Origin of the sequence: Nonomuraea typhae (assembly GCF_009760925.1) — a bacterium.
GTDB lineage: Bacteria > Actinomycetota > Actinomycetes > Streptosporangiales > Streptosporangiaceae > Nonomuraea > Nonomuraea typhae.
Genome location: NZ_VRLV01000027.1, coordinates 41,202 through 65,453, shown reverse-complemented (window position 1 = coordinate 65,453; position 24,252 = coordinate 41,202). Strand labels below are relative to the sequence as shown.

At 68.4% G+C, this 24,252-nt stretch carries 19 protein-coding genes; 2 read left to right on the top strand and 17 right to left on the bottom strand.

Features of this window, described 5'->3' with window-relative positions; genetic code table 11:
- Positions 1–214: 214 nt before the first annotated feature.
- Positions 215–478: a hypothetical protein gene (locus FVE25_RS52730; RefSeq protein WP_157254988.1), complete on the top strand. Its 264-nt coding sequence runs from the start codon at positions 215–217 to the stop codon at positions 476–478.
- On the opposite strand, the gene FVE25_RS52725 is transcribed toward FVE25_RS52730, so the two are convergent.
- From FVE25_RS52725 to FVE25_RS52715, 3 genes are read right to left on the bottom strand one after another with little or no spacing between them, the layout of a single operon-like run.
- The gene (locus FVE25_RS52725; protein WP_157254986.1) at positions 473–4,465 is read right to left on the bottom strand and encodes an Eco57I restriction-modification methylase domain-containing protein; all 3,993 of its coding nucleotides are present in this window, start codon (positions 4,463–4,465) and stop codon (positions 473–475) included. The two genes, FVE25_RS52730 and FVE25_RS52725, sit on opposite strands and share 6 nt — an antisense overlap.
- Positions 4,462–7,272, bottom strand: coding sequence for a helicase-related protein (locus tag FVE25_RS52720; RefSeq protein WP_157254984.1), 2,811 nt, complete (start codon positions 7,270–7,272; stop codon positions 4,462–4,464). The genes FVE25_RS52725 and FVE25_RS52720 overlap by 4 nt, the downstream gene beginning before the upstream one ends.
- On the bottom strand, positions 7,269–12,335 hold the full coding sequence (locus tag FVE25_RS52715; protein WP_246268852.1) for a DEAD/DEAH box helicase: 5,067 nt from the start codon (positions 12,333–12,335) through the stop codon (positions 7,269–7,271). The genes FVE25_RS52720 and FVE25_RS52715 overlap by 4 nt, the downstream gene beginning before the upstream one ends.
- A gap of 205 nt (positions 12,336–12,540) precedes the next feature.
- On the opposite strand from FVE25_RS52715, the gene FVE25_RS54210 reads away from it, so the two are divergent.
- A complete protein-coding gene (locus FVE25_RS54210) occupies positions 12,541–13,341 on the top strand; it encodes a hypothetical protein (protein ID WP_181020001.1) in 801 nt (266 codons plus the stop codon).
- A gap of 178 nt (positions 13,342–13,519) precedes the next feature.
- On the opposite strand, the gene FVE25_RS52705 is transcribed toward FVE25_RS54210, so the two are convergent.
- From FVE25_RS52705 to FVE25_RS54200, 14 genes are all read right to left on the bottom strand, one after another.
- Complete coding sequence (locus FVE25_RS52705) at positions 13,520–14,923, bottom strand: tyrosine-type recombinase/integrase (protein ID WP_246268837.1); 1,404 nt, start codon at positions 14,921–14,923, stop codon at positions 13,520–13,522.
- Between the two features lie 20 nt (positions 14,924–14,943).
- A complete protein-coding gene (locus FVE25_RS52700; protein WP_157254979.1) occupies positions 14,944–15,141 on the bottom strand; it encodes a helix-turn-helix transcriptional regulator in 198 nt (65 codons plus the stop codon).
- Positions 15,142–15,331: 190 nt separating this feature from the next.
- Entirely contained in the window at positions 15,332–16,492 is a 1,161-nt protein-coding gene (locus FVE25_RS52695; protein WP_157254977.1) for a DUF3631 domain-containing protein, read from the bottom strand.
- Positions 16,489–17,454 (bottom strand): bifunctional DNA primase/polymerase, encoded by a 966-nt coding sequence (locus tag FVE25_RS52690; RefSeq protein ID WP_246268835.1) that lies wholly within the window; start codon positions 17,452–17,454, stop codon positions 16,489–16,491. The genes FVE25_RS52695 and FVE25_RS52690 overlap by 4 nt, the downstream gene beginning before the upstream one ends.
- Positions 17,451–17,846 carry a MazG-like family protein gene (locus tag FVE25_RS52685; protein ID WP_181020000.1) on the bottom strand — a complete coding sequence of 132 codons (396 nt, stop codon included), beginning with the start codon at positions 17,844–17,846 and terminating at the stop codon, positions 17,451–17,453. The genes FVE25_RS52690 and FVE25_RS52685 overlap by 4 nt, the downstream gene beginning before the upstream one ends.
- The gene (locus FVE25_RS54205; RefSeq protein ID WP_181019999.1) at positions 17,843–18,016 is read right to left on the bottom strand and encodes a hypothetical protein; all 174 of its coding nucleotides are present in this window, start codon (positions 18,014–18,016) and stop codon (positions 17,843–17,845) included. The genes FVE25_RS52685 and FVE25_RS54205 overlap by 4 nt, the downstream gene beginning before the upstream one ends.
- A 544-nt stretch (positions 18,017–18,560) precedes the next feature.
- Positions 18,561–18,917, bottom strand: coding sequence for a hypothetical protein (locus tag FVE25_RS52675; protein WP_157254976.1), 357 nt, complete (start codon positions 18,915–18,917; stop codon positions 18,561–18,563).
- Positions 18,918–19,007: 90 nt separating this feature from the next.
- A complete protein-coding gene (gene ssb, locus FVE25_RS52670; RefSeq protein ID WP_157254974.1) occupies positions 19,008–19,457 on the bottom strand; it encodes a single-stranded DNA-binding protein in 450 nt (149 codons plus the stop codon).
- Positions 19,458–19,474: 17 nt separating this feature from the next.
- On the bottom strand, positions 19,475–19,789 hold the full coding sequence (locus FVE25_RS52665) for a hypothetical protein (RefSeq protein ID WP_157254972.1): 315 nt from the start codon (positions 19,787–19,789) through the stop codon (positions 19,475–19,477).
- A 33-nt stretch (positions 19,790–19,822) separates the two neighbouring features.
- Entirely contained in the window at positions 19,823–20,041 is a 219-nt protein-coding gene (locus FVE25_RS52660; protein WP_157254970.1) for a hypothetical protein, read from the bottom strand.
- 140 nt (positions 20,042–20,181) lie between these two features.
- A complete protein-coding gene (locus tag FVE25_RS52655) occupies positions 20,182–22,530 on the bottom strand; it encodes a cell division protein FtsK (protein ID WP_157254968.1) in 2,349 nt (782 codons plus the stop codon).
- Positions 22,527–22,826, bottom strand: a complete 300-nt coding sequence (locus tag FVE25_RS52650; RefSeq protein ID WP_157254966.1) for a hypothetical protein — start codon at positions 22,824–22,826, stop codon at positions 22,527–22,529. Before FVE25_RS52650 ends, FVE25_RS52655 begins: the two co-directional genes overlap by 4 nt.
- Positions 22,823–24,106 carry a DUF2637 domain-containing protein gene (locus FVE25_RS52645; RefSeq protein ID WP_181019998.1) on the bottom strand — a complete coding sequence of 428 codons (1,284 nt, stop codon included), beginning with the start codon at positions 24,104–24,106 and terminating at the stop codon, positions 22,823–22,825. Before FVE25_RS52645 ends, FVE25_RS52650 begins: the two co-directional genes overlap by 4 nt.
- Complete coding sequence (locus tag FVE25_RS54200; RefSeq protein ID WP_181019997.1) at positions 24,103–24,252, bottom strand: hypothetical protein; 150 nt, start codon at positions 24,250–24,252, stop codon at positions 24,103–24,105. Before FVE25_RS54200 ends, FVE25_RS52645 begins: the two co-directional genes overlap by 4 nt.

Sequence of the window (24,252 nt, the reverse complement as noted above, 5' to 3'; positions counted from 1 at the left end):
CGCCCGGCTCAGCAGTTCCGCACGCTCGTCCTCGGACAGCGTGACTTCCACAGCGGAAGGCCCCGGATGCGACATGCCAACAGGCTACTTCCTTACCCTCAGAATTTCTGGCGCATCACACTAGCGACGGGCCGTCTGGGGGAAGGCCATCCGCGACTCTCGCAGCACCCAGGCCACGGCCTCGCGTTCACCGAGGATGAGCAGGTACGGGGTCATGCCAACCACCGTAGCGGGTTCCGGCGAATCGCAGATTTTCATCCTTCTGACACAGAGCACGCCGTCGCTGCTTGCGGAGCAAGGGCGCGGACTGGCGTTGGTCCGGGAGCTGTCTCAGGGCTACTGCCGGACCTATCCGACGATGATCGCCACTTACGCCGCCCCGGGCAAGGCCGTCGCCTTCGCCCTCCCCACCCGGTCGGGAGTGCGGCTGATGGGCCCGTCACCGCTCGACCTCGGCCGCCGCCTCCAGCCTTCATGAGCGGGGCTGGTGACGCGGTCCCTGTCCCGGCGGAGGGTTCAGCATCGTCTGGTACGGCTTACCGCCCGCGATGGCGTCGCCCATCAGTTCGTAGATTTCGAGGATGGCCTTCTTCGTGCGGACGAAGCGTTCGGGGGCGTTGTTCTGGAAGGCACGGAAGGAGTCCATAATGTAATTCACGTCTTCCCGCTCGATGCCATAGAGGTGGAAGTACGCGGCATCCAACTCCGCCCGCAACCAGAACCGCCGCTCCTCATCCCAGCGGTACGGCGGGCCTTCGTCGCCGTGGTCGCGGGCGAACGCCTCCATTTCGTAGGAGTTGTAGGAAAGCTCTATAGCACGCGCATTGATCCACTCACCCAGACCGCCCTCCGCCCAAGCACTATTGCCGTCATATGTTTGTGGCAGTAGCACAGGAAGCTGCATGATGAGACTATATGTTAGGTGGGTGCTGGATATTTTTTGACGAGCGGCAAAGTCAAAAACCAATGAGCAGAAGTTTACATATAGAGCAAGAATGGCCGCCGAAGAAGTCAGTGCAAGTGGAAAGGTGTGCCCAACCCCAACACGAGGAATGATTGAGCTAATAACGGTGCGTTCATTCCACGAATTCGAGATGTCGCGCCAGCCCATAAGCCAGTTCTTGTCCCAGCCTTTGGCGTCGAGGCGCCTGTCGATCTCCGCTTGCTCCACCCAATACCGGGGCTGCACAACGTAGCCCGGATCGTCTTTCTGCTCAGGCGTTGATCGAGGCAGCGTGCCCTTGTTAGCCTGAGCCTCGGTCTGCCCGTCATATGTGCCGAACCTGTGGTCGAAGTGATGGACCATCTTCGCCTCATACAAGGGCAGCATGCGTCTGGGGCCATCCGCAAAGACGTTGCCTTCTAGGCGCCAGCCCGCCCTTTCCACCGAAAGGCGCTCATGAAAACTATTGGAGTCATTTGCCATATCCAGCATGCGCACGAATGACAGTCCCCAGGAGTTTCGCTCGGGACTCTCCTGCCACAGCACCGGAACCCGCCTGTAGATCTTCAGTGTGATCTCGGCATTTCGCCGATAGTCGAACACCGGGCAGGTCCCGGTGTTTGGGTTGAGCAAAGTTATGTCCTCGGGAGCGAGCGTGAAGCTGCGCTCTTCGACCTGGACGACCCTTCGCAGCCGGAAAGCCAGGCTGATGCGCTTCTGCTGCGCCCTTGCGCCCGCCGCCGACCAGAGGCAGAAGCGGAATTGATTATGAACCTGCGGGAACATCTTGTCTTCATTCTCGAAGTCGTAGATCGCGACCAACGTCCGCGAGGTGACCAGATCCTTGAAGAAGTACTGGGTGGTGGCGTCGGTGGCGATTCCGGTGGGCAGCACCATTCCGACCCGACCTTCGGCCGCCAGGATGATGCGGCCAGTCTCGGCGAAGACCGCATAGGTGTTGATGTCGCCGCGCCCGGTCAGCGGATATCTCCCGGAGGTCCGCAGCACATGGCTCCACCCCGAGGCCACCCGCAACTCATCCTGGTAATCCGCCCACAACGCCCGCTCGCGCGACTCCGCGCTCTCGGCCAGTGCCGCGATCATCTTCTTCCGCTGCGCCGCGTTCTTGGCCCCGGCGATCTCCGGGGCCCGCGCGGCGAAGAACTCCTGCTCCTGTAGCTTCACCCGCTCCCATGGCGGATTGCCCAGCACGCAGGCGAACCCGCCCCGCCACCCCGCTGCAGAGTCCGCCCCGCCATCGGACGCCTCCTCGAAGACCTCGGGGAACTCCAGGTGCCAGTGGAAGAACCGGTACCGCTTCACAATCTCCCGTAGCTCCCCCGCCACCGCCTTGGGCAACGTCCCACCGTCCGCGAGCCGCCGTACCATCTGCGTAGTGATCGCGGCAGGCGCGTCGGCGTGCTTGCGCCACACGAAAGCCGCACACCAGGCGTCCGCGACGAGACGTTTCCGCTCGGCCGCCTCCTCCATCGCCAGGAACCGCCGCTCCTGCTCCCGCACGTCGGCCACCGACGACACCGGCACGGCGGCGAGCGCCCGCGCCCGCCCGGCGAGGTCCTTGTTGCCCACCCGCACGCCGGTCTCGTCGATGAGCGTCTCCTGCCCGCCCCGCTCGCGGGCGTTCTGCTTCTTCAGCGACGAGGCGACCTTGCGGTCGTCGCCTTCGATCGGCTTGAACGCGTCGTCCGGGATGCCCGAGGTGAGCAGTGCCGGAGTGACGCCGAGCAGGGAGTTGCCCACCTTGATGTGGGCGTCGAGGAAGGCCAGCGGCCGGCCCGGGTCCAGGGACTCGATCCACAGCGACACCTTGGCCAGCTCGGCGGCCAGCGGGTTGACGTCCACCCCGTACACACAGCGCGCCACGACCTCCCGCATAGACTCGCGCACGGCCTTGGGTACCGGCTCGTCCTCGCCGGTCCTGAGGGCTGCCAGGCGCTTGGCGATGCGGCGGGCGGCGGCGACGAGGAAGTGGCCCGATCCGCAGGCCGGATCGCACACGGTGATCTTGAGCAGGTCCTCGCCGGTCGAGACGTACCGGTCGATGACGGGGTCGAGGGTGGTGTCGAGCAGGGACTCGATGAGGGACGAGGGCGTGTAGTAGGAGCCGGTGGTCTTGCGGTCGTTGCCCGCGACCTTGTCCAGCAGCGCGAACTTCGGCTCGGCGAGGTCGGGGTCCGGCACCAGCTCCAGCAGCGACTCGTACACACTGCCCAGCTCGGCCGTGCCCAAGTGCTGGAAGTCCACCTCGCGGGGACGTCCGTCCTTGCCTCTGACGGTGGACATGTTCCTGATCGCGGCGAGCAGCCGGTCGTTGGGCAGGTCGCAGGCCAGGAGCTGGTCGGGGTGCGGGTCGGCGCTGAGCGGGCCGACCGTGGGCGAGGTGCGGAAGAACAGGCCCCCGAGGCCGGGCAGGGCGAGCGCGGGCAGCCCGTCGTCGTCGCCGAGCGCGGCGATGACCTTGACAAGGGTCTTCCAGAGGTCGGTGTGGCGATCGCCGGTGCGCTTGGCGGCCAGGCGGCGCAGGCGGCGGGTGGAGAAGTAGGTGGTGTAACGGTCCTTCGCCTCCTGAGGAGCCTCGGGGAGCAGCAGGGCGGCGCGGTCCTCGGCGACAAAGACGAAGATGAGCTGGTAGGCCAGGCGCAGCAGCTCGTGGTGGAACTCGTCAGGGTCGAGATCGCCGGATTCGAGCTGGTCGCGGAGTAAGGGGTTGGCGACCAGGAAGCCGGTCCCCAGCTCCTCCAACGCCCGCTGAACGCCGAAGCGCATCTGCTCCCGAGCCTGCATGCCGGTCTCGGCCGCGTAAGCGCGCCAGCGTTCCAGCCAGCAGTCGGCGGGCGTGGGTGACGAGCCGTCCTGCCGTACGGGCAGCTCGAACCTGGAGGCGTGCAGCAGCGTGTAGAGCAGCACGAACTCGGCGTACAGCTCGCCGGCGAACATCGCCTCCAGGTCGAACTCGACGTAGGCGGAGCCGATGAGCGCGGTGGAGTCGCGCAGGATGCGCAGGCGGCGCCCGTTGGACAGGACGCCCCACAGGTGGTCGTCGGACAGGTTGAGGAACTCCTGAACCATCGACTGTGGCGCGCGCTTGGTGACTCCCGGAGTGGCCCGGTCGAGCCTGACGTTCCAGCCCACCAGGTGGACGGGGACGTGCTGCCACAGGTGGGAGACGGGGAACTCCTTGTCCCCTGCCCGCATGCCGCCCCGCACGTACGGGATCTGGCCGAAGCCCAGCTCGCTGAGCAGGATCAGCGACCAGCGGTCACGGGTGAGGGCGGTGGCGGGCTCGTCCTCCGGGACCCGGTCGTGGAAGGCCCGGTACGCGCCCAGCAGGTAGTCCCACTTGCGGCTGGCCGCGTCGCCGAGCCGCTCGGACGCGGCCAGGTGGTAGTCCTCGGGCCGGATGCCGGGCAGGTCCCGGTCGGCGGCGCCGATGCGGGACAGCACGTCGTGCGGGATGAGGCCGCCGGCCACGTCGACGGTCGAGTAGGTGGTCTCCCTCATCGGGTACCGCCCATGGGCAGGTAGACGTACATGCCGAGCACGTCGGCGGGGGTCGTGGCGGTCACCTTGAGCCCTCTCACTCCGGCGCCGGAGGCGCCGCGTACCCGCAGGTGGGATTCGGCCAGGCGCTCGGCGACCGCCCGGCCGTGCTCGTCCAGGTCGGTGAGCACGTCGTCCAGTTCGGCGACGGCACGCTGGGCCATGCGCTCGATGAGCTCGCGCATGGTGTTCTCGGGACGGGCGGACAGCAGTCCCGTCACCTCGTCCGGTGACAGCCATTCCCTGGCGGACGGGCCGTTGCGGTAGGCGAGGGTCTGGGCGTCCTCGGCGACGATCGCGCGGCCGGAACGGCCCGGCAGGGTCAGGTGGAAGCGGTAGCGGACCAGCAGCACCGTGGTACGTGCAGCGACCGACGCGGTGCGGACGACCCCGCAGCGGCGGGCCGGCCCCTCGGCGTCGAGCGCGGAATCCAGGACGGTACGCGCCAGCGTGCGGACCATGGGATCGGTGCGCACCAGCGGATGTCTGCCCGGCGGAGCGGGGATGTCGAGATGGAAGGCCAGCCGGTCGGCTCCGTTGAAGCCGAGCGCGTGCCGTACCGAGAGTGGGAGCTGGCGGGTGTCGGCGTCGAACCCGTCAGGGCGGGCGTCGATGATCGCGCCGAAGCCTGACAGCGCCTCCCTGACGAAACGGAAGATGTCTCCGGGGGCGCCCAGCGCGGCGCGGATGTCGGCGACCTCCCGCTCGACCTCGTCGAGCTTGACGCCGGAGTGGGCGTACTTGGTGACGGCCTTGGACTCGCGCTCGGCGGCGCTCTCCCAGGAGCGGTGGAGCTGGTCGCGGGTGCGGGTGACGCCGAAGTCCAGGTCGAGCTGTTCCTGGGCGGAGTCGTCGCGCAGCAGCAGGCCCTCCACCAGCGCCTTGACGACGTCGTCGCCGCCGGCGGGCACCGGGACGGCCACGCCGGTCTGGCGCGCGATGGTGCGGTGCTTGCGGATGAGCACGTCGAGAACGACACCGTCGATGCCGTTGTCCAGCCCGTACATGGTGAGCGCGCGGACGATCTGCTTGCGCTGGCCGAACCGGTCCACGCGGCCCTCACGCTGCTCGTGCCGGGTCGGGTTCCAGGCCAGGTCGTAGTGGATCACCGCCTGGAAGTGGTCTTGGAGGTTGATGCCCTCGGACAGGCAGTCGGTGGCGACCAGGACGTGGTGGCCGGGCTCGGCGCCCAGCTCCTCGATGGCGGCCACGCGCGCGGCCGCCGGGAGCTGGCCGGTGACGTGCCGGACGCTCGCCTTCTTCCCGAGCGCGACGGCCAGGTGCTCGGCGACGTACTGGGCGGTGGGGATGAACCGGCAGAAGACGATCGGGTCATAGCCGTCGGCCAGCAGCCCCTTGACTTCGGCGATGAGCGCGGCCAGCTTGGCGTCACCGGCCGGGCCCTCGATCCTGGCGAACGCGCGGGCCAGGCGCTTGAGCCGTTCGCGGTCGGCGGGTGGTTCGTCGTCCTCGCCGGTCCTGCCGCCGGCGGCGGCGTCGATGCCCTCGATGGCCTCGTCGTCGGTGAGGTCGAGCACGCTGGAGCGGCCCAGTTCGTCGGCCTCCTCGCGGGTTTCGGCGGCGACGGCGACCGATCGGGTGGTGAGGGTGGCGGCGGCGGCTCTGGGTGAGGAGGCGACCGAGCGGAGCAGGGCCAGCGCCGACCACCAGGAGACGCGCTGGCGCAGCCCGGTCCCCGGCCGGCGCACGGTCTCCCTCGCGTAGGCCAGCACGCTTCCGGCGAGTTTGGCGTACTCCCCCGTCAGGACGTAGGAGATGTCACGGGTCTGGCGGTCCTGCGGGAAGGGCGTGTCCTGCTGGTACGAGGTGCCCTGCAGATAGCGCCGGATGTCGACCCGGCGGCGCTGGACGAAGTTCCTGGCCAGCCGCTCGCGGCCCTTGGCGCTGTCGAGATCGACGTCGCGCAGCTCGGGGTCGAGCAGGCCGATCAGGTCGCGGAAGGCGTTCTCCTTTCCGCTGTGCGGCGTCGCGGTCACCAGGATGAGGTGGCGATGCGGGTCGGCGGCGAGTTCCTGCAGGAGCCGGTAGCGGAGCTGGCCTTGGCGGCTCGCCGAGCCGGTCGACACGCAGGTGTGCGCCTCGTCCACGATCACCAGGTCCCGGCAGGTGCGGACGAACTGCTGGTAGCGGCGGTCACTCTTGATGAAGTCGGTGGACACGACCGTGTACCGGTGGCGCTGGAAGATCGACTCGTCGATACGGAGTGCCCGTTCGAGCCGTCCTGCGGTGGAGGGCAGCACGAGCGTGGCCTCGATGCCGAACTTGTCACGCAGCTCCGCCTGCCACTGCTCGGCCAGCGCCGGGGAGCACAGCACGGTAAGGCCGCTCGCCTCGCCCCGTTCCAGGAGCTCCTTGGCGATCAGGGCCGACTCCACGGTCTTTCCGATGCCGACGTCGTCGCCGATCAGCAGTCGCACGGTTGGCATCCGTAAGGCCAGCAGCATCGGGACGAGCTGGTACTGGCGCGGCTCCACGGCGATCGAGGCCAGCGCGCGGAACGGCCCCGCGCTTGAGGTGAAGCCGATGCGCAGCGCCGTACGCAACATTCCGGCGGCCACGCTGTCGCCCACCTGGTCGGGGCGGGGCGGCGGGAACGTCGCCGCGGACACCTCGTCGGCGAACAGGCACGCCTCGAAGTCGGTGTCGCCGTTGAGCGGCCGGGCGAGCAGGAAGTCCGCGTCCGCAGACTGCACGACCCATTCCCTGCCGCGGGCCGCCACCAGCGAGCCCGCGGTGTAGCCGCTCATCGGCCGCTCCGGCCACTGCCGAAGACGCTCGGGTACCTGCGCACCGTCTGTTCCCACTCCTCGTCATACCGGAATCTGATGACCAGCCACCCCAGCTCCATGAGCCGGTCCTCGGCCTGCTCGTCGCGCTGCGCCACATACGCGGTGTCGTGGTGCGGCCCGTCCACGAAGATCGCAACGTCGCCGGCCTGGGTGTGGTAGGCGAAATCGGGCCTGGCCCTGGCGGTGGCCACGAGTTCCTGCGCCGCGTCGGGGAGCCGGTAGTCGCCCTGGCGCAGGAAGGCGAGCAGATCGCGCTCCAGCACGCTGCCGGCCGAATCGCGCAGATCCTGGATGTGCTCGTCCTGTGTGCGCCGGTCGTTGCCGCCGCGGGCGTGCGCGCCAGCGAGTTCGAGCAGCAGGTCGCGGGCGCTGAGCCGGTCGATCTGGGTGTGGTAGCGCTGGTTGGTGTAGGCGAGCAGGCAGTCGTAGCAGCCGCGCTCACATCTTTCGCGGGCGTCGGGGGCGTGCTCCTCGTCCTCGCCGGTGTCCGGGTCGACGTGGATGATCTGCAGGGCCTGGCGAGCGACGGCGGCGATCGCGCCCGGCTCGTCGCGCAGCCTGCGCAGCACGCCCGCGCCGCCTTCGGCGCTCTCGACGAACAGCATGCGGCCGCGGCGCTCGCGGTCGGGCAGTTCCTCACTGGTGAGCTCGCCGTCCTCGAGCTGGAACTCGGCCTCGATGCCGCGCTCCAGGGCGTAGCGGAGTGTGGTGGCCACGTGGTCGGGGACGGGCTCGGCCAGGCGCAGCACGAGGATGTTCTTGTGGTCCTCGACGAACGGGACGACCTTGACCACCCGGTTGGCGCTCTCCTCGGAGACCAGCCCCTCCTCTTCGGGAGCCCGGTCGGCCGCTCTGGACTCTGGCTCCCACTTGCCGCGTACGGGGTCGAGCCAGTAGCCGATATCGTCACGGTTGCGGCGGCCCTTGAAACCCCGGTTGATGAGGCGGACGGTGGCGGTGTCGCCGTACACGAGATCGGCCAGTTTGCCCTGCTCACCCTGAACCTCGGCCTCCAGCCGCCCGGAGCGGGCACCATGGCGGCTGAACTCATAGGTGGTGATGACCTCGAAGCCGGCGCGGCGGCGCTCCTCCTCGTCGGAGGAGATGCGCTGGCGGCGGATCGTCTGCACGGTCTGGAGCTGCATCAGGTTGGAGAGCAGGCCCGACAGCTCCGAATCGCACTCACCGCAGCGCTCGTTACCAGCCTCGCGCTTGTGCCAATAACCGCAGTTGTGACAGATCCAGGCCTCGGATGTGGCCACGTCCCCGGACTCGCCCGCCGGAACCTGGACGTTGGCCACCTGATAGCGCTGCCCCTCGTGATAGATCAGCGCGCCGGGCCCGAACTCCCCGATGGCGATGAACCGGGGCCGCTGGATGTAGGCGCCGCGCTTGCGCTGGCCGGGGATGTAGGCGGCCAGGGGCAGCCGGGGGAAGGAGTAGCCGGGCAGGAAGCCTTCGGAGGCGAAGTAGCGGTAGGTGTAGAAGTCGCTGAACTGCTGGTCGTTGTCCTCGTTCTTGAGCAGCCTGAGCTGGTTCTCGGCCTGCATGCGCCGCGACTGGGCGCGCCTGATCGTCTGCGGGCTGGAGGCGTGGTCGAGCACGCGCTTGTTCTGCTCGGCCTGCTCGTGCATGGCCGCCCGGTACAGGTCGCGCCACCGGTCGCACGCCGCGTCGAACCGCCGGGCGGCTCCGCGCACGGTGTCCTCCAGCCATTCCTCCGCCCACCACAGGCTCTGCCCGAGCCCTTCCTTCTCCAAGAGGTCCTTGAGGACGGCCCCGGCCCGAGGCACCGCGCGTCGGCGGGCGTTCTCGTCGGCGAGCTGACTTGCGATGTGGTCGTGGACGGGCAGGTCGGGCTGGGAGACGTCGAGCACGTCCGTCATCTGCCTGCGCAGGCTGGCGCCCGTCTCGGCCAGCCAGATGGCGTGGATGTGGGATTCCAGCAGGTCCTTGTTGGTCAGGTCCAGACGGGGCGGCTGGACACTGCCCGCGACCATCCGCTCACTGCGGCGGAAGTAGTACTGGTCGTGAGCGTTGCCGGTGGAGCAGTACGTGGTGATGAGCGCCGGCTGGCCGCTGCGGCCGGCGCGGCCCGAACGCTGGGCGTAGTTGGCCGGAGTCGGGGGCACGTTGCGCATCGCGACCGAGTTCAGCGTGGCGATGTCGACGCCGAGCTCCATGGTCGGTGAGCAGTAGAGCAGCGGCAGATCCCCTTCGCGGAAGAACTTCTCGCGCTCCTGGCGATCCTCCGCGCGCACCTGGGCGGTGTGTTCCGCGGCATGCAGGCCCGCGAGGTCGGTGGCGACGTTCGCATACAGGTTCTTGAAGAACTCGTTGACCCTGGCGCCGACCGCCGGGTCGACGGTCTTGCGCAGCGGGTCCGGCGCTCCCGACGTGCCGTCTCCGGCCCGCCAGATCATCGCCGACGCCTTGAGCCGGTATCCGCCCTCGTAATCGATGAGCAGGCCGTACTCTCTGAGCGTGTCGAGGAGACTGGTGATCACGTCCTGCGCCTCGTCCACCGTAAGCCGCGGCCCGTTACCGGGGCGGCGCAGGTAGCGGCCGAGCGCGGAACGGCCGGTGAAGTTGACCCGGTCGCGGCTCTCCCCCGGGCGCCCCGGTCGTGCGAACACGGTGCGCGCGGTGTCCCGGCTCCCGTCCCCGAGCGACCATGGACCGGTCAGGAGCTGATCGGACTGGTTGTAGACGCGCTCGAACCCCTCCTTCGTGAGCACCTCCACGTCAACGGCCAGCGCCCTGCGCATCTCGTCCAGCACGATGCGGGACAACTCCGCCCGCCGCCCCGGTTCGGCATTCCGCAGGACGGGGTGCGCCTTCGGCCAGCGCTCGTCGTCCGCCGCTATCTCGTCGAGGGCCACATAGTCGAACTTGAGGAGCCCGGTCTGTTCCAAGTTGGGCATGGTGATGCGCCAGCCACGTTCCAGATCGAGGTAGATGAGGTACGCCAGCACCCCACGGAACGCCTTGAGCACGGCCTCCTTCTGGCCGAACTTGACCCCGGGGTTCAGGGCGAACGCCTTCAGCGGCAGGTCCATGGCCTTGGCCACCCGCTGAGCCACCTCGTCGTAGGCCAGCCCTTCCGCACCCGCGGCGAGCGCGGCTCGGTAGAGCGCGCCGCGAAGCTGAGTCACCTGGACGAAGTCGTTGAGATGACCTGCCTGGAGACTGGCGTCCTGCCGGTTGTCGACGAATGTCAGCAGCTTCCTCGCCTTCGAGTCGATCTCCTGCCCGCGGAGGCTGCGGACGATGCTGGTGCTGATCAGCGAGACTGCGGAACTGCGACCCTCGGCGGCGAAGGTGGCCAGCTTGGCGAGATCCCTGCCTCTGACCTGCTCGTAGGAGACACGGCAGCGCAGGCAGAAGCGGAAGGGGGACGGCACGTACCAGGCGGGTACCCCCTCCCCGTCCGGGCGTTCGGTGCCGTCGGGGGCCAGCCACACCTGTCCAGGCAGATAGTCGATCAGGTTCGGGCGGACCTGTGTGCCACCGTCGGCGGACGGTTCCAGCCAGGTGTCAGGCAGGCGGCCGGCTTCGATGGGATCGGCAGGCCAGGGACGTTCCTCGCTGATGTACAGGTAGCCATTGACGCTGTCACCACCCTCCACGATCTGCTCCTGGCGGGCGACGAAGCTGCTGTCCTTCCGCTTGGCCACCACGAGATACTCCTGGCCACATTCCCGGCAGAAGGCCAGGGGCAGGAGGATCTTGTCGCGGTGGCCGGGGACGCTGATCTGGTATTGGCTGGTGATGTGCCGCTCGGCCTCGGGTTCGAGGCTGACGTAGCTGGTGTCCCCTTTGGATAGGAATTGGTGCAGCCGGAAGGCGAACAGGGGCCGGTTCGTCGTCGGGTGCCGGGTCCTGGCGCCTTCTTGCAGCAGGCGCTCGATGGCCTGCGCACACTCCTGCTCAGGACGTCCGGTCAGGTCGGCGAGTTCGGCGGCTGCGACGGCGACCTTGGTAGGCGTGCGGCGGACGAGGCGTCCGCCGGTCTCCGTCGTCAGGCCGAATTCCGTCTCGACCCAGCTCGCCAGTGGGTCGTCGGCAAGCTCGGCGTAGGAACGATCCAAGGAGCCCGCCCTCGTGACGCTCTCCGCCAAGCCTTTGGCCTGGCTCAGCTCCGTCGTGGCGCGGACCAAGGTTTCGCCGATGACGCGTTGCTCGGCGACCGGCACGCCGAACAGCCTGGTGGCGACGCCGGCGACCACTTGCCTGGTCTCGTGGAACGTGTCGGAGGTGGCCATCGTGGCCGAGGTGCCCACGCACTGGAGGTCGGGGGCGTCGCACGCGTCACGCAGGCGGCGGACGAGCAGCGCGACGTCGGCGCCCTGCCGGCCTCGGTAGGTGTGCAGTTCGTCCAGCACCAGGAAACGCAGCCCGCGAGCGGCGCTGATGAGGTCGCGGCGTTCGAGCGGCCGGGTGAGGAGGTATTCCAGCATCACGTAGTTCGTGAGGAGAATGTCCGGCTTGTCGGCGAGGATGCGAGCGCGCTCCTCCTCACTCTCCTGGCCGGTGTATCTGGCGAAGGTCACCGGACGCGCATCGCGGGGCAGACCCCATTGCAGGTAGCGGGTCAGCTCGTGTAATTGGCTGTTGGCCAGGGCGTTCATGGGATAGACGACGATGGCCTTGACGCTGCCGGGCCGCGGGTCGCGTAAGACCGAGTCGACGATCGGCACCATGTAGGTGAGACTCTTGCCCGAGCCGGTGCCGGTCGTCAGGACGTAGCTCTGGCCATCTCTGGCGGCCTCAACGGCCTCGCGCTGGTGGCGGTGGAGGGTGATGGGCCGCTCCCCCGCGTCGTCCGGGTTGGTCTTGACGCGGAACAGGAGCTCGCATGTGGGGTGCAGCAGCCCGTCGCGGACGGCCTCCGCGATGGTGCCACCTTCGGCGAAGCTTGGATTGAGCGACACCCAAGGGTGCGGCCAGCGGACCCGCCGGCCGCGTTCCTCCTCCAAGTGCGCGGCGATTCGGTCATCCCGAATATGCACCAAGGACATGGTGAAATCTTCGTAGTCAGCGACAAGACGCTCATGCAACTGAAAAACATCCATGTCCTACTTCTTCACCGTATGTCGTTTTTTTTTCACGCTTGGGCGAGATCACCGCCGTACATATCTATCATTGATCGCTCCAGGATCCGAGAGCCCTACAGATGTTCATTCTGTTATGTTCACGGAACGGTATGTGACAGCGAAGGAGCGCATGGCGAAGCTCGGCAACTATCGCGATTTTCTCCGTATGTTCGTCAAGCTCGAGAAACAAGTCCAGGACCGCGTCGCGGAGGTGTTCACGAAGTTCGAAGGCGCAACATACGCCTCACTCCATCTGGAACCAGTCAAAAACGCCAAAGATCAACAGATGCGCACAATGCGCATCAATGACTTCTGGCGTGGGGTTGTTCTCGCACCGGCCAAGGGCGACACCTACGTTCTGCTCAACGTGCTTCCGCACGACAAGGTGTACGAGTGGGCCAAACGGCACCGGGCCACGGTCAACACCGTGACTGCGACCATCGAGTTGCGGGATGTCGTCACACTGGAGACCACCTCCACTCCGGCGTCCTCGGCCGGATCCGGGGGCGGGTGCCTGTGGGTGCCGAAAATTCCTCCACCAAGTCTGACCTGCAGCTATTCAAGTGGCGATCGCTCTCATTCGAGCGAACACTCAGCCGAATTTGAGCGGGTGCTCAGCTTCTATACTCGAACGTCGCGTCACACCTCAAGCGCTATGAGCGCGGAGTACACTGCGCAGGACCATTCTGAGCACCAAGGCTTTCAAAGTGACATCGCGGTTTCGGCCCGAGGAGACGGCAAGACGCCCTGGCGTCGGCCGGACAGAACCGAACGTCAAGGACGCGCGATTGCTCGGTGGTTGCTCGCGCGCACGCGGCATAGGCCAGCACGCGGCGGCACACCCCGATACCCCGCTGATGACAAGCGCGTTAATAGTGGCACGAATCGCCACCACGCGACACTGGCTGACATCGATCAAGGAAACTCATAATCCGTGGGTCGTGGGTTCAAGTCCCACCCGCCCTACTCTCCAGACCAGCCCGAACCCCCGCTTGACCTGTACTGTTGCGCGGTGGCGGGGGTTCAGCATGTCCGACTGTCTACGGCTCTGTCCGATCGTTTGCGGGTGTTTCTACCCAATGCTTACCCACGATCATGAGGCTTTCTGATCAGGGGTCGGCGTCTTCTTCGCTGAGTGCTTGGGCGATGCGCCGCTTGGCCGCTTCCTCCTGACCGACGATGCACTTGGCATAGATCTTGAGGAGGACGTCCACACTGTGGCCTGCCCACTCGGCTACCTGCGTGGCCGGTACGCCGGCATTAAGCCACGTTGAGACGCAGGCGTGGCGCAGGTCGTAGGGTCGTTTGGCCAGCGGCGACCGTTGCTCCTTGTCGGTTAGGGCTGCCGTGCGCGCCCTGCTCCACACGCGCCGGCGTGTGATGTACGGCAGGTCTCCCCCACGAACTCCGGCAAAGATTCGACCGCCGGGACCGATGCCGAAGGCGGAGAGGTGCGCGCGAAACAGCTTGGTCAGCGGCGGTGGGCACGGGACGATGCGGACGATGCCCTCATCACGATGCTTCAGCGCACGTTTCTCGCGCAAGCCGCCGTCATCCGTCCACTCGCGGCCGACGAACGGACTCGCGCCAGCGAGATGGATTTCCCCCCAGTCGTCGGCGGGTTCCTCCAGCTCGCCCGTCTCTGGATTCTTGACGAGGTCTGGAATGGTGAGGTTGTCCTCTCCGAGGTTGTCGGCTTCCTCGGGACGGAGAGCGGCGTAGTACATCGCGCCGAAGTACGCCACCAACCGCTTTCCGCTGGGTTTCTGTGCTTCCACCTCGGTGAGGAGACGGCGTGCCTGGGTGGGGTTGACCACGCTGCGGCGGTCTATCTCGTGGCTGACCTTGGGAGGTTTCCAGTTGAGTGCCTTGATGGGGTTGACGTCCAGGAGCTTCAGTTCCATGGCGTAGTTGAGGGCGTTCTGGAGAATGGTTCGATGTCTGCGCATCGTGCTTCTCGCTGCGGGTTTGCCGTTCAGGCACGTTGTTGCCGCGGTAAGCATGGCTCGGGCGGTGGCGGGTTCAGTGAGATCGGAAACCGGTCTGGTGTGGTTGGCCAGCCATTCCAGCGCGGTCGCCGTTTCCTCCGGGGCCGCGTCTCGCTGTTTGGTGTTGAAGGCCCAGCGGCGCATGGCGGTGCGGAGTTCGAGGTCTGACGGCTTGTCTTTGCCGGTCGTGATCAGGGCGGGTGTGGCTGCGGTGAGGGCGCGGGCGATGTCTTGCCGGTATTTCGCGGATGCGGCTTTCCATTTGAAGTCCGCGAACTTGCGGGCGAAGTCGTACCAGCTCATTTCGGGTCGTTCGGAGCGGTTCCATTTCACCGGTTCGCCGGTGAGCAGGCTGAACGGTTCGCCCTCGCGGGCGGCGGTGATGAGGTTGCTGCGGTAGGTGTCGGCTTGTGCGCTCTTGTGGAAGGTCTTCTTCCAGGGCTTGCCGGCCGTAGCCCACTGGACGCGGTAGGACGTGACTTCGCCGGCGGCGTTTCTCCGGATCTCTGTCTTGTAGATGCGCACGTTGTATGTGGTGTCCCTCATCAGGCGGCGTCCTCTCGCGTGGTGAGCCAGCCGTCCAGGTCGGTGCGACGGACGCGGAGTGAGCCGTTGGGCAGGGTGATGCAGCGCGGGGCGCGGCCTTTCTGGCGCCAGTCGTAGAAGGTGGATCGGGAGATTTGGAGTTCGGCGCAGACCTCGGGAATGGTCAGCATCGCGCCTAGGCGGGTGACGGTGGCCATCGCGGCGCGTTCCTTTCCAGGATGGTGATCGGTGCGGGGGTAGCGGCCTCGGTGGGGCTTGGCTGGCTTGTCGCCGAGGCGGTGTTGGCGGGTTTTGAGGGGGGTAGCCGTACCAGCCGTACCAGCCTCGTTTTTGCTGGTCAGGGCTGGTACGGCTTTTTTGGTGGTACGGATTGAGCCGTACCAGATTTCAAGCCGTACCACGCTGACCTGCACTGTTGAGGCTGGTACGGCTGGTACGGCTCCCCCTCTCGAAGTCGAGAAGTTGGCCCTCGGGGAGGGGGTCGAGGGCGGGGCAGTAGCGCGCCCAGGCGTCGGCGAAATCGGCGCGCTGGTAGCCCTTGGCCTGACCGATCGGTGGCGGGAAGCGTTGCGTGGTCGAGCGGATGCCGTATTCGCGGAGCAGGGCGCCGAGTTTCATGGCGGTCAGGCCGGCGGGTCCGTAGTCGGCCCAGCCTGATTCGAGGTTGGCTTTGAGCCGTTCCAGCAGGGTCGCGGTGGGCAGGATGGTGTCGGCGCCGAACGCGGCGCGGCAGTCGGTGAGCAGGCGCAGCCCTGCGGACGGGGTTCCGTTGTCGTCGGCCTCGGCGGTCAGCGCGAGGGCGGCGGCGCGGACGCGGCCGGGCCAGGTGCCGCCGGCGTGGTCGGCGATGATGACCAGGGGTTCCCAGGTGTCGGCGGCGCGGTCTTCGACGGGCATGGCGGGTTCGGCTTCCTCCAATATGGTGAGGTCGGCGCGCAACCATTGGTTGAGGGCGGCGGCCAGTTCGCGCAGTGGGGGCCGGTCGCGGCGGATGCGGTAGGGGGCGGCTTTCTCGCCGGGGGCGCGGCGCCGCATGCGGACGATGACGGCGCGGTCTTCGATGGTGTCGGGCATGGCACCGATGCCGGCGAGTGCGGCCATGGCGAAGGTCGGGATGGACTCCACCCGGTTGGCGTTGGCGTTGTAGCGTTTGGCGGGCCGGTTGCGCTGGTGGCCGGCATTCAGCAGGCCGCGGAGGTCTTCGTTGCCGTCTGCTTTGGGGCCGAAGATGGTGTCGGCCTCATCGACCAGGATGGTGGGCGGGTCGGCGCCGATGGAGCGGTAGACGGCCGGCGGTGTCGAGTTGACGGTGATGAACGGGTCGTGGCAGGTGGCCTCGACGATGTCGAGGAGCCTGCTTTTGCCGCAGCGCTTTTCGGGGCCGCGGATGACCAGGCGGGGCGCGTGGGCCATGGCGGTTTGGGCATGGCTGGCGGCGATCCATAGGGTGATGGCGTCGGTGACCTCGGGCGAGGGCAGGATCACATAGCGGGTGAGGGCGCCGCGTAGCCGGTCGAGGAGGGCGGCGCCGTCTGGTGGTTGGTTCATGCGGCTCTCCATGGTGTGGGCGTGCTGGTGGTGCGGCGGCGGGTGGGTGGGGCTTTCATGCCGGCGCTCATGCCGCCGGCGATGGTGGCGGCGATCTCGCGCGGGCTGGCGGGTCGGCGGTCGGTGACTTGCCGGTTAGCGGCCTCGGCGGCGTGGGTGAGGGTGCGGGCGACCAGGTCGGCGGGCAGGATGCCGCGTGCGACCAGCCGGCCGAGGTTGAATGCGGCGCGATTGAGGGTGTAGTTGCGGCGTCCGCCGGGGGCGTCGGCCACCTCGGCGGCCTCGGCGCGTAGAGCGGCGTCGCCATACCTGCTCAGCCGGTGGGCGGCGACCTCGGCGAGTACGTCGGTGGCTTCGACGGGAGGTGGCGGGGCCGGGGTGAGCGATTGGGTGATCCAGTCCGGCAGCGGCGCGGGAGATACGTCATGGGTGATCCGGTAAGTGCCGGTGCCGTCGCGTAGGCGGACGTAGCTGCCGGGGCCGACCACCTGCCCGCCCCAGGCGCGGGTGTCGATGAGCCAGCCGAGGCCGGTGCCGCGCCGACCGGCGGTGTTGCCGAGCCGTACACCCTCGGGGGCGGTGAAATACAGGTGCAGGCCGCCGCGCCTGGTCTGCACAGTCAGCGTATCCCCGGGGTAGGGCTGGCCTCGGCGATGGCAGAGCAGGCGGAACACCTGCTCTCCGGTGTGGGTGGCGTCGCGGATGGCGTCGGCGGGCGGGTGCTCGCCGGGTTTGGGTAGATCGAGGTCGATCACCACCAGACCGGAGGGGCCACAGGCGATGCCGACGTTGTAGGGGGCGTGCCTCCAGATCGCGGCGATGCGGCCGGAGTCGGTGGTGGCGTGGGCCTGCCAGTCGTCGAATCCTCGCAGTGGCTTCTTGCCGTTGGGGGTGACGGGGAAGACGTGCCAGCCTCGGGCGGCGGCGGCCAGGGCGTAGTGGGTCAGGTCGTGGCGGATCAAAACGGCACCTCCTCCTCATAGGTGGGAGTGCGGCGTGCCCGGTGGCCGCACGGTTCGGCGGCGTGGATGCGTTCGATCAGCCGGGCGAACCGCTTGGTCAGGTGCTCGTCGATGAGCTGCCCGGCGCGGTCGGCGTCTCCGGCGACGCTGGCCAGCGCGACCATGGCGGTGACGATGACGTCGCACAGTTCGGTGGTCAGATCATCGCGGGTGTGGGTGACGCCCTTGCGCGGGTTCTGGCCGGTCATCCCGATGTAGGCGGCGACGGCTTCGCCGTACTCTTCGCCGATCTTCATGATGCGCATGGAGATCTCGTGATCGGTGCGCGGGTTGGTCGCGTCCAGCCAGGCCAGCAGGACGGCGACATGCTGGGCGATCGTGGGCGTGGTCATGCTGCGTTCCCTTCGGACGGGCGGATCGTGTACGGCCACAGGTGGCCGGGTAGCAGGTCGGCAACGGCGGCGGCACCTTGGAGGAGGACGACGCCGTTACCGATCAGCCGGAGTTGGCCGTTGCGGGAGATGCCGGGCACGTCGGTGACCCAGCCGGGGGGCAGTCCCATGAGCCATTCGGAGAATCGGGGGCTCAGGCGGGGCCGTCCTCCTCGTCCAGGCTCAGTTGGCCGGGGTGGCGGGTGCCCGAACGCCGCTTGCCAGCGCGCGATGGCCGGGGCGTAGGGTCCCCAGTCGAGGTCACGGCACCGGTGAGCGTCGGGTTGCCACGCGGGTAGCCAACGCTGGTCCGTTGGCTGTCGGCCGCGGTCGGAGTCGGCAGCAGGGAGATCGCCGTACGCAGGTCCAGCCCCCCGCCCCCGCGAATGCCCGGCCCGTTGGTGTCGGAGGTGCGCGGGGTCGGCAGCAGCATGATCGCATTCGGTAGCTGTCCGCGATAGCCGCGCCCCTTGCCGTCCCGTGCCACCGGTGTCGCCGAGGTTGGGCACGCCGGGGAAGCGGTGGGCCAGGACGCGGGCGGCGTCGCCGTCGTTGTCGGCCACCCACACCGGGCGGATGTCGAGCACCATCGACACGGCCAGGTCGAGGCCGCCGTACCCGAAACACATCGAACCGGCCGTGAGCGGAGCGGGCGGTGTCGGGGCTCGCGGCGTGTCACGCCACCCCATTGGACGCCGTCCTTTCGGGCTGCCACTGGCCAGTGCCAGCGCAGTGGCGGCAGCACCAGATGCGGAAGACCTCGGCACGCTGGTGGCCGGTGATGGCGTCCAAGGGGGTGGTCGGGTGCACGATCAGGGAGAGGCCGGCCCAGCCCAGGCGCACGGCGATCAGTGGTGGCGGGATCGGGGCGGCGGGTGCCGCCACGGGCAGGGTTCCGTAGCCGGCGATGCGTACGGCGTGGCCGTGCCGCAGGTCGGCGGCACGGGTGGGTGTGGGCGGGGCGGGTGGGGGTTGGGGTGGTGCGGGAGTGGGGTGGCGGCGAGTCTGGCTCGGGGTGCGGGTGGGTGTCATGCTGGGGTCGCCTTTCTTCGTGATCGGAAGTGGGGCAGCGGCCTCGGCGGGGGCTTTGGCTGGCTTGTCGCCGAGGCCGCACGCAGTGGGTCAGAACGGCGGCTTGTCGGCGCCGGCGGGTGCGTTGGTGGCCCAGGGGTCGTCGTGGCCGGCTGCGTGGCCGTTGGTGGTGTCGCGGGCTGCCTTTTGGGGTTTGGCGGTGGCGAACTTCAGGGAGGGTCCGATCTCCTCGACGGTCATCTCGGTGACGGTGCGGCGTTCGCCCTCGCTGGTGTCGTAGGTGCGGGTGCGGATGCGGCCTCGGGCGATGACGCGGGTGCCGCGGGTGAGGGATTCGGCGATGTGGTCGGCCAGCTCGCGCCAGGCGCTACAGCGCATGAACAGGGCGTCGCCGTCCTCCCACTGCTCGATGCTCTTGTTGTAGCGGCGCTCGCTGGCGGCGATGGTGAAGCCGGCGACGGCGACGCCGCTGTCGGTGTAGCGCATTTCGGGGTCGGCGGTCAGGTTGCCGGTGATGGTGATCACAGTTGCTCCGGACATGGCGGGTTCCTCCCTTGTCAGCCGGCGAGGGTGTCGGGGTGGGTGGGCTTGGTTTCGATGGCGGCGCGGCAGTGCTCGCAGATGCGATACAGCCGGTGTGTGCGGTGGGGTAGGGCGGACGGCTGCCAGGGTCCCCACTGGTGGCCGCCGCGTTCGCAGTCGAGTTCGGCGACGCAGCCGGGGCAGTACTCGGGGGTGATGTGGTCGCTCCACTGCCAGTCGGCGAACCAGTCGAGGACTTCGTTCATGGTGCTGGCGTGCACAGTTTCGAAGTCGTCGTTGACCTGACCGCAACGGGAGCAGGTGATGACCAGGCACGTGCAGGTGGTCACGCCATGATGGGGCGTCTCCTGTCGGCAGGGGGGTTAGCGGGTGCCGTCGCGGTGGAGGCGGCGGGCGTAGACGTAGAGCTGCCAACCGAGGCGGGGCCGCATGCCGGTGCCGTCGCAGGCGCGGCAGGTGCGGTTCTTGCCGCCGGGGGCGCAGCGTCGGCAGGTACTCCACGGGGATGCGTAGCACCAGGCGATGTAACACAGAGCGACGATGGGGAGGGACAGGGCTAGCAGGGCGACGAGGGCCGCCATGATGGCCTCCTGGATGGTTTTCGGGGTTGTCGCAGGTAGCGCGCTAGAGCGTTAGGCCGCTGGTAGATCACACTTTGGGGTGCTAGCGGGGTTGCTAGGTCTAGCGGGGGAAGGCGCTAGACCTAGCAGCCCCGGACAGGTCATGACGCGGCGGCCGAACTCCGCTTTCCGTCACGCTCGGTAATGGCTTTGGTGATGTCGTCGCGGGTGATGCCGCGCCGGTTGGCGCCCTTGCCGTCGTCGGTGGTGCCCCACACTTGACCGGTCTTGACGCCGTGGGGCTTCAGCGCGGCGGTGAGTTGGGCGGCGCGGGCGTCGGGCTCTTGGTCGGCCCACGCGCCGTAGACGGTGGGCCGCAGCTCGGCCAGCCGGGCGACGACGGTCTCGGACCAGAGTTTGGGCTCGGCGACGACGGCGGCGATGTCGGCCAACAGGTCGAACCTGGGGCCGACGTCTTCGGTGAACTCCTCCCCCAGCGCGTGACCGGACAGCGTGCCGGCGCGCTCGCGTGCGGCGCGGGCGCGGAGCGCGATCTTTTCGGCGGCGGGGGCGTCGATGTAGACGCTGCGGATGATGCGGGGCTTGTCGCCGTCGCCAGCGAAGTAGCAGATGCCCTTGTCGGAGAAGGAGAACATGGTGGCCTTGAAGCCGTTGCGGTTGGCCGAGGAGCCGAGAACCATGTCGTTTTCGGTGTGGCCCATGACCTTCAGGCACAGCCGAATGACGGCGTTGGCGCTGATGCCAGTGGGCAGCGACTTGGCATCGGGCCGTTGGGTGGCCACGACGAGCACGATGCCGAGGGCGGGACCGCGTTTGACCAGGTCGGTGCAGATATCTTCCAGCTCGGCGCCGTAGGTGGGGTGCTCGAACCACACTTGGCACTCGTCCACGAAAATCGTGATCGGGTGCAGGCGCAGGCTCTTGTTATCGGCCAGTTCGGGCGTGACCTTCGACTCGGGGCAGATGTCCTTGGGCAGGTTGCGGATCACCTTGGCGCGCCGGCGCAGCTCGTCTTTGAGGGCGCGCAGGTCGGCCACCGCATAGGCGATGTCGTCGTCCTCCTCGCCGGCGCGGTAGCGGTGGGCGCACGACTCCAGCGGCGACAGGTCGCCGGTGCCCTTGAGGTCGTACAGGTGCAGCTCGGCGCGCGGGTCCAGCGCCGCGATCAGCGCCAACAGGCGCAACAGGAACGTCTTGCCCATGCGCGGGATGGAACCGATGATCACCGAGACGAACATCAGCGTCAGCCCGACGAACCGACCGCGCTGGTCTGTGGCGAACGAGGTGGACTTGAACAAGTCCGCAACACCGGAGCGCAACAGCGGCCAAGCCGGCTGCTTGGCCTTGTTCATGTCCTGATCGCCGACGAACAACACCATGCGGCCGGTGTGCTCGTCCGGCACCGGTTCGGGCCACACGCAGCCCAGCGGGCGGCGCAGCCCCGAGGCGAGCTTGTCGCGCTTGTCGAGCACCTCCGACACCGTCACGCCCCAGGGCAGGTCGATGTCGGCCCGCCAGCCGGGACCGTCGCGGTGGATGGGGTTGATGAAGTCGATGGGGTTGCGCGGGTTCTTGGCGATGTGGGAGTTGATGGCGCTGTTGCCGATCGATCCCAGCCCGCGCACCACCACGTCGCTGGTCAGCTTCGCCACCTGGGGCGGGATGACGGCGCGGTCGATGAGCGGCCTATCCGTCGGCCGCCCCAGGACGCCGAGCATCAGCAGCGCGGCGGCCAGGGCCGCCCACTGGGCCAGGGTGGGGGCGCCGGCCACGATGATGGCCGCGATCAGCAGCGCGACCAGCGCGATACCGGCCACCCACACCCGTAGCCGCACCCGTGCGTCGCGCTGCCTGCTCAGCTTGAGGTACGCCTCGGGGTCGGCCTTCATCACGGCTGCGCGCCGTACCGGCTCGCCCTCCAGGTCGAAGGTCCACGTGATGGCGCCACCGACCAGCCGGCCGAACCCGCGCGGGGTACGCGCCAGTAGGCGGGCCGCGTACAGCGGGGTGCGGGTGGCCTGGTAGCCGGCGACGTAGGCGTAGTGCTTGCCGACCCACTTGAGGGTGGCGGCGGCCTCGGCGCGCGAGCGCAGCCACAGCGGCACGATCGGACGACGGGTACGCGCCTTCTCCTCCAGATCGATCCGCCAATCACGACGGTCGCCCGGACGGTCCGGCTGATCCACCCGGACCACCGCGCCCTCCAGCGTCGGCAACACCGACAGGTCCGGCAGATCCGGCAGGCCGGTCAGGTCCGGCCTCGGGGGCGGGTCGGGCTGGGTGCCGTACGGCAGGCGTCCGGCACGGGCGGAAGCGATGGGGACGATGTCCGCGCTCCCCCCGTCCGCATCGTGGTCCGCGCGTTCGTCCGGTTGGTGGCCGGTGGGACGGTCCGGCCGGTCGGTCCGCGCCTCGTCCGCCACGCCGTACGGCGCCCCGTCCGGTCGCGGACCGGGACGGTCGGCGGGGTTGAGCGGTTCATGCGTCATGATGTGGTCACCTCGTGCTCGTTGCAGGATGCGAGGGCGCAGGGCACGGCTTCGGTTTGGCGACTGGGGGCCGTGCCCTGTTGGGTTGTGGTGGTCAGGCGGTCGAGATCGGAGGTCCGCCACGGGGTGCCGTCGAGGTCGAGAAGGAAGCGGTGATCGTGGCGGCACTCCCACCAGCAGCCTTCGTAGTCGGCGCTGATGGCGTCCCAACGGGTATCGCCGGTGTGGCATTGCGGGCAGTGCGGGCGGTCAGGCAGCTCGCGCCATGGCCGGGTATGCCATGCGGGTTCGGTCATGAGGGGCTTTCCTCTGTGGTGGGGGCGGCTTTGAGGTCGGTGGCGGGCAAGATGACACCGTCCGGGTGTGCCGTCATCAGCTCGGCGATCGCCTTGCGGATGGCGGCGTTTTTGCCCTGTCCGGGTCTGGCGCCGATCAGCGATCTAGCGGTGTGGCCAGAAAAGAGCTCGTGGCATTCGTCGATGACGTACACGGTCGGTGGCTCGCTCCGCTCACGCCGGGCAGGCTCGGGCGTGGGCGGGTTGGAGGCGGTCATCAATGGCTTCCTTCCGGGATGGCGATGGGTGGGTTGTCGGCAGGGTCGGCAGGCGCCTCGGTCTTCAGCCGCGCCAAAAGCGCCGAGGCGCGATCCGAAGAGATGGACCGTCCGTTCGCGCGCACGGCGGTGATGAGCTGATCGCGGGTGAGCGCCACGCCGCGGTCGGCGAAGTCGGCGGCGATCGTCCACCCCAGCGGCATCAACTCGTCCACGTCCGGGGGCGGGGTGCGCTTGCCGGATTTGCCGCGGGTGCCGGTGGGGCGTCGGCGGGGTGCGGGCGGCAGTGCCGGGCGGGCCGGGCAGCCGTTCGGCTTCGATGTGGATGGGGGCGCCGGCGGGGGTGAGTTCGCCGAGCCGGTACAGGGCGCGCTCGCGCCGGGTGGCCTTGAAGCGCCACAGCCGGCCGTAGCGGTCTTGCAGGTCCGTCTTGGCCAGCACCCGCGTGCGCTCGCGGGCGAGCGCGTCGGGGTAGGAGCGGATCTCCCACAGCACCATGCGGCGCCACAACGCGAACGTCGCGGCCGGCGCCAGCAACCAGCGGGAGCGGCGGATGCCGTCCATGCGGTCGGCCTTGGCCAGGTCGGCGCGCTTGCGGATAACGTGCGCGCCGACCTCGACGGCGACCACCCACAGCAGCGGCAGCACCGCATGCGCCACGACGGCGATCCAGTCGATGGGGTCGGCGGACAGGTAGGCGGCGATGTTGAGGTAGACGGTCGCGCCGGTCAGCGCCCATGGGATGAACCGCAGCCACCGCACCCGCATGCCGAGCCGGGCCAGAACGATGTCCAGGGCGGAGAACACCGCGATACCCAGGTCGATGCCGAGCGGGACGGTCCAGGCCAGCGGGCCGAACGAGGGTTCGGCGGCGGCGCGCACGCTGTCGAAGCTGTTGACGAAGCCGAGTAGACCCAGCACGCCGGTGACGGCCCCGGTCACAATGACGGCGGTGTGCTCGCCAGTGGTCAGCGGGCGGGCCGTGGCCGGTGGGCCGGTGCCGGGGGAAGCGTGGGGTGTCATGCGATCACCTCCACGTACACCCGGACGGAATAGGGGTCGCGGCGGGACTGGTAGGGCGCGCTGACGCTTTCGATGGTCAGCCGGTCGCGCAGGCTGAGAAGCACCTCGGCGACCTCGGCGGGGGTTCCGATCAGTCGGATGTTCAT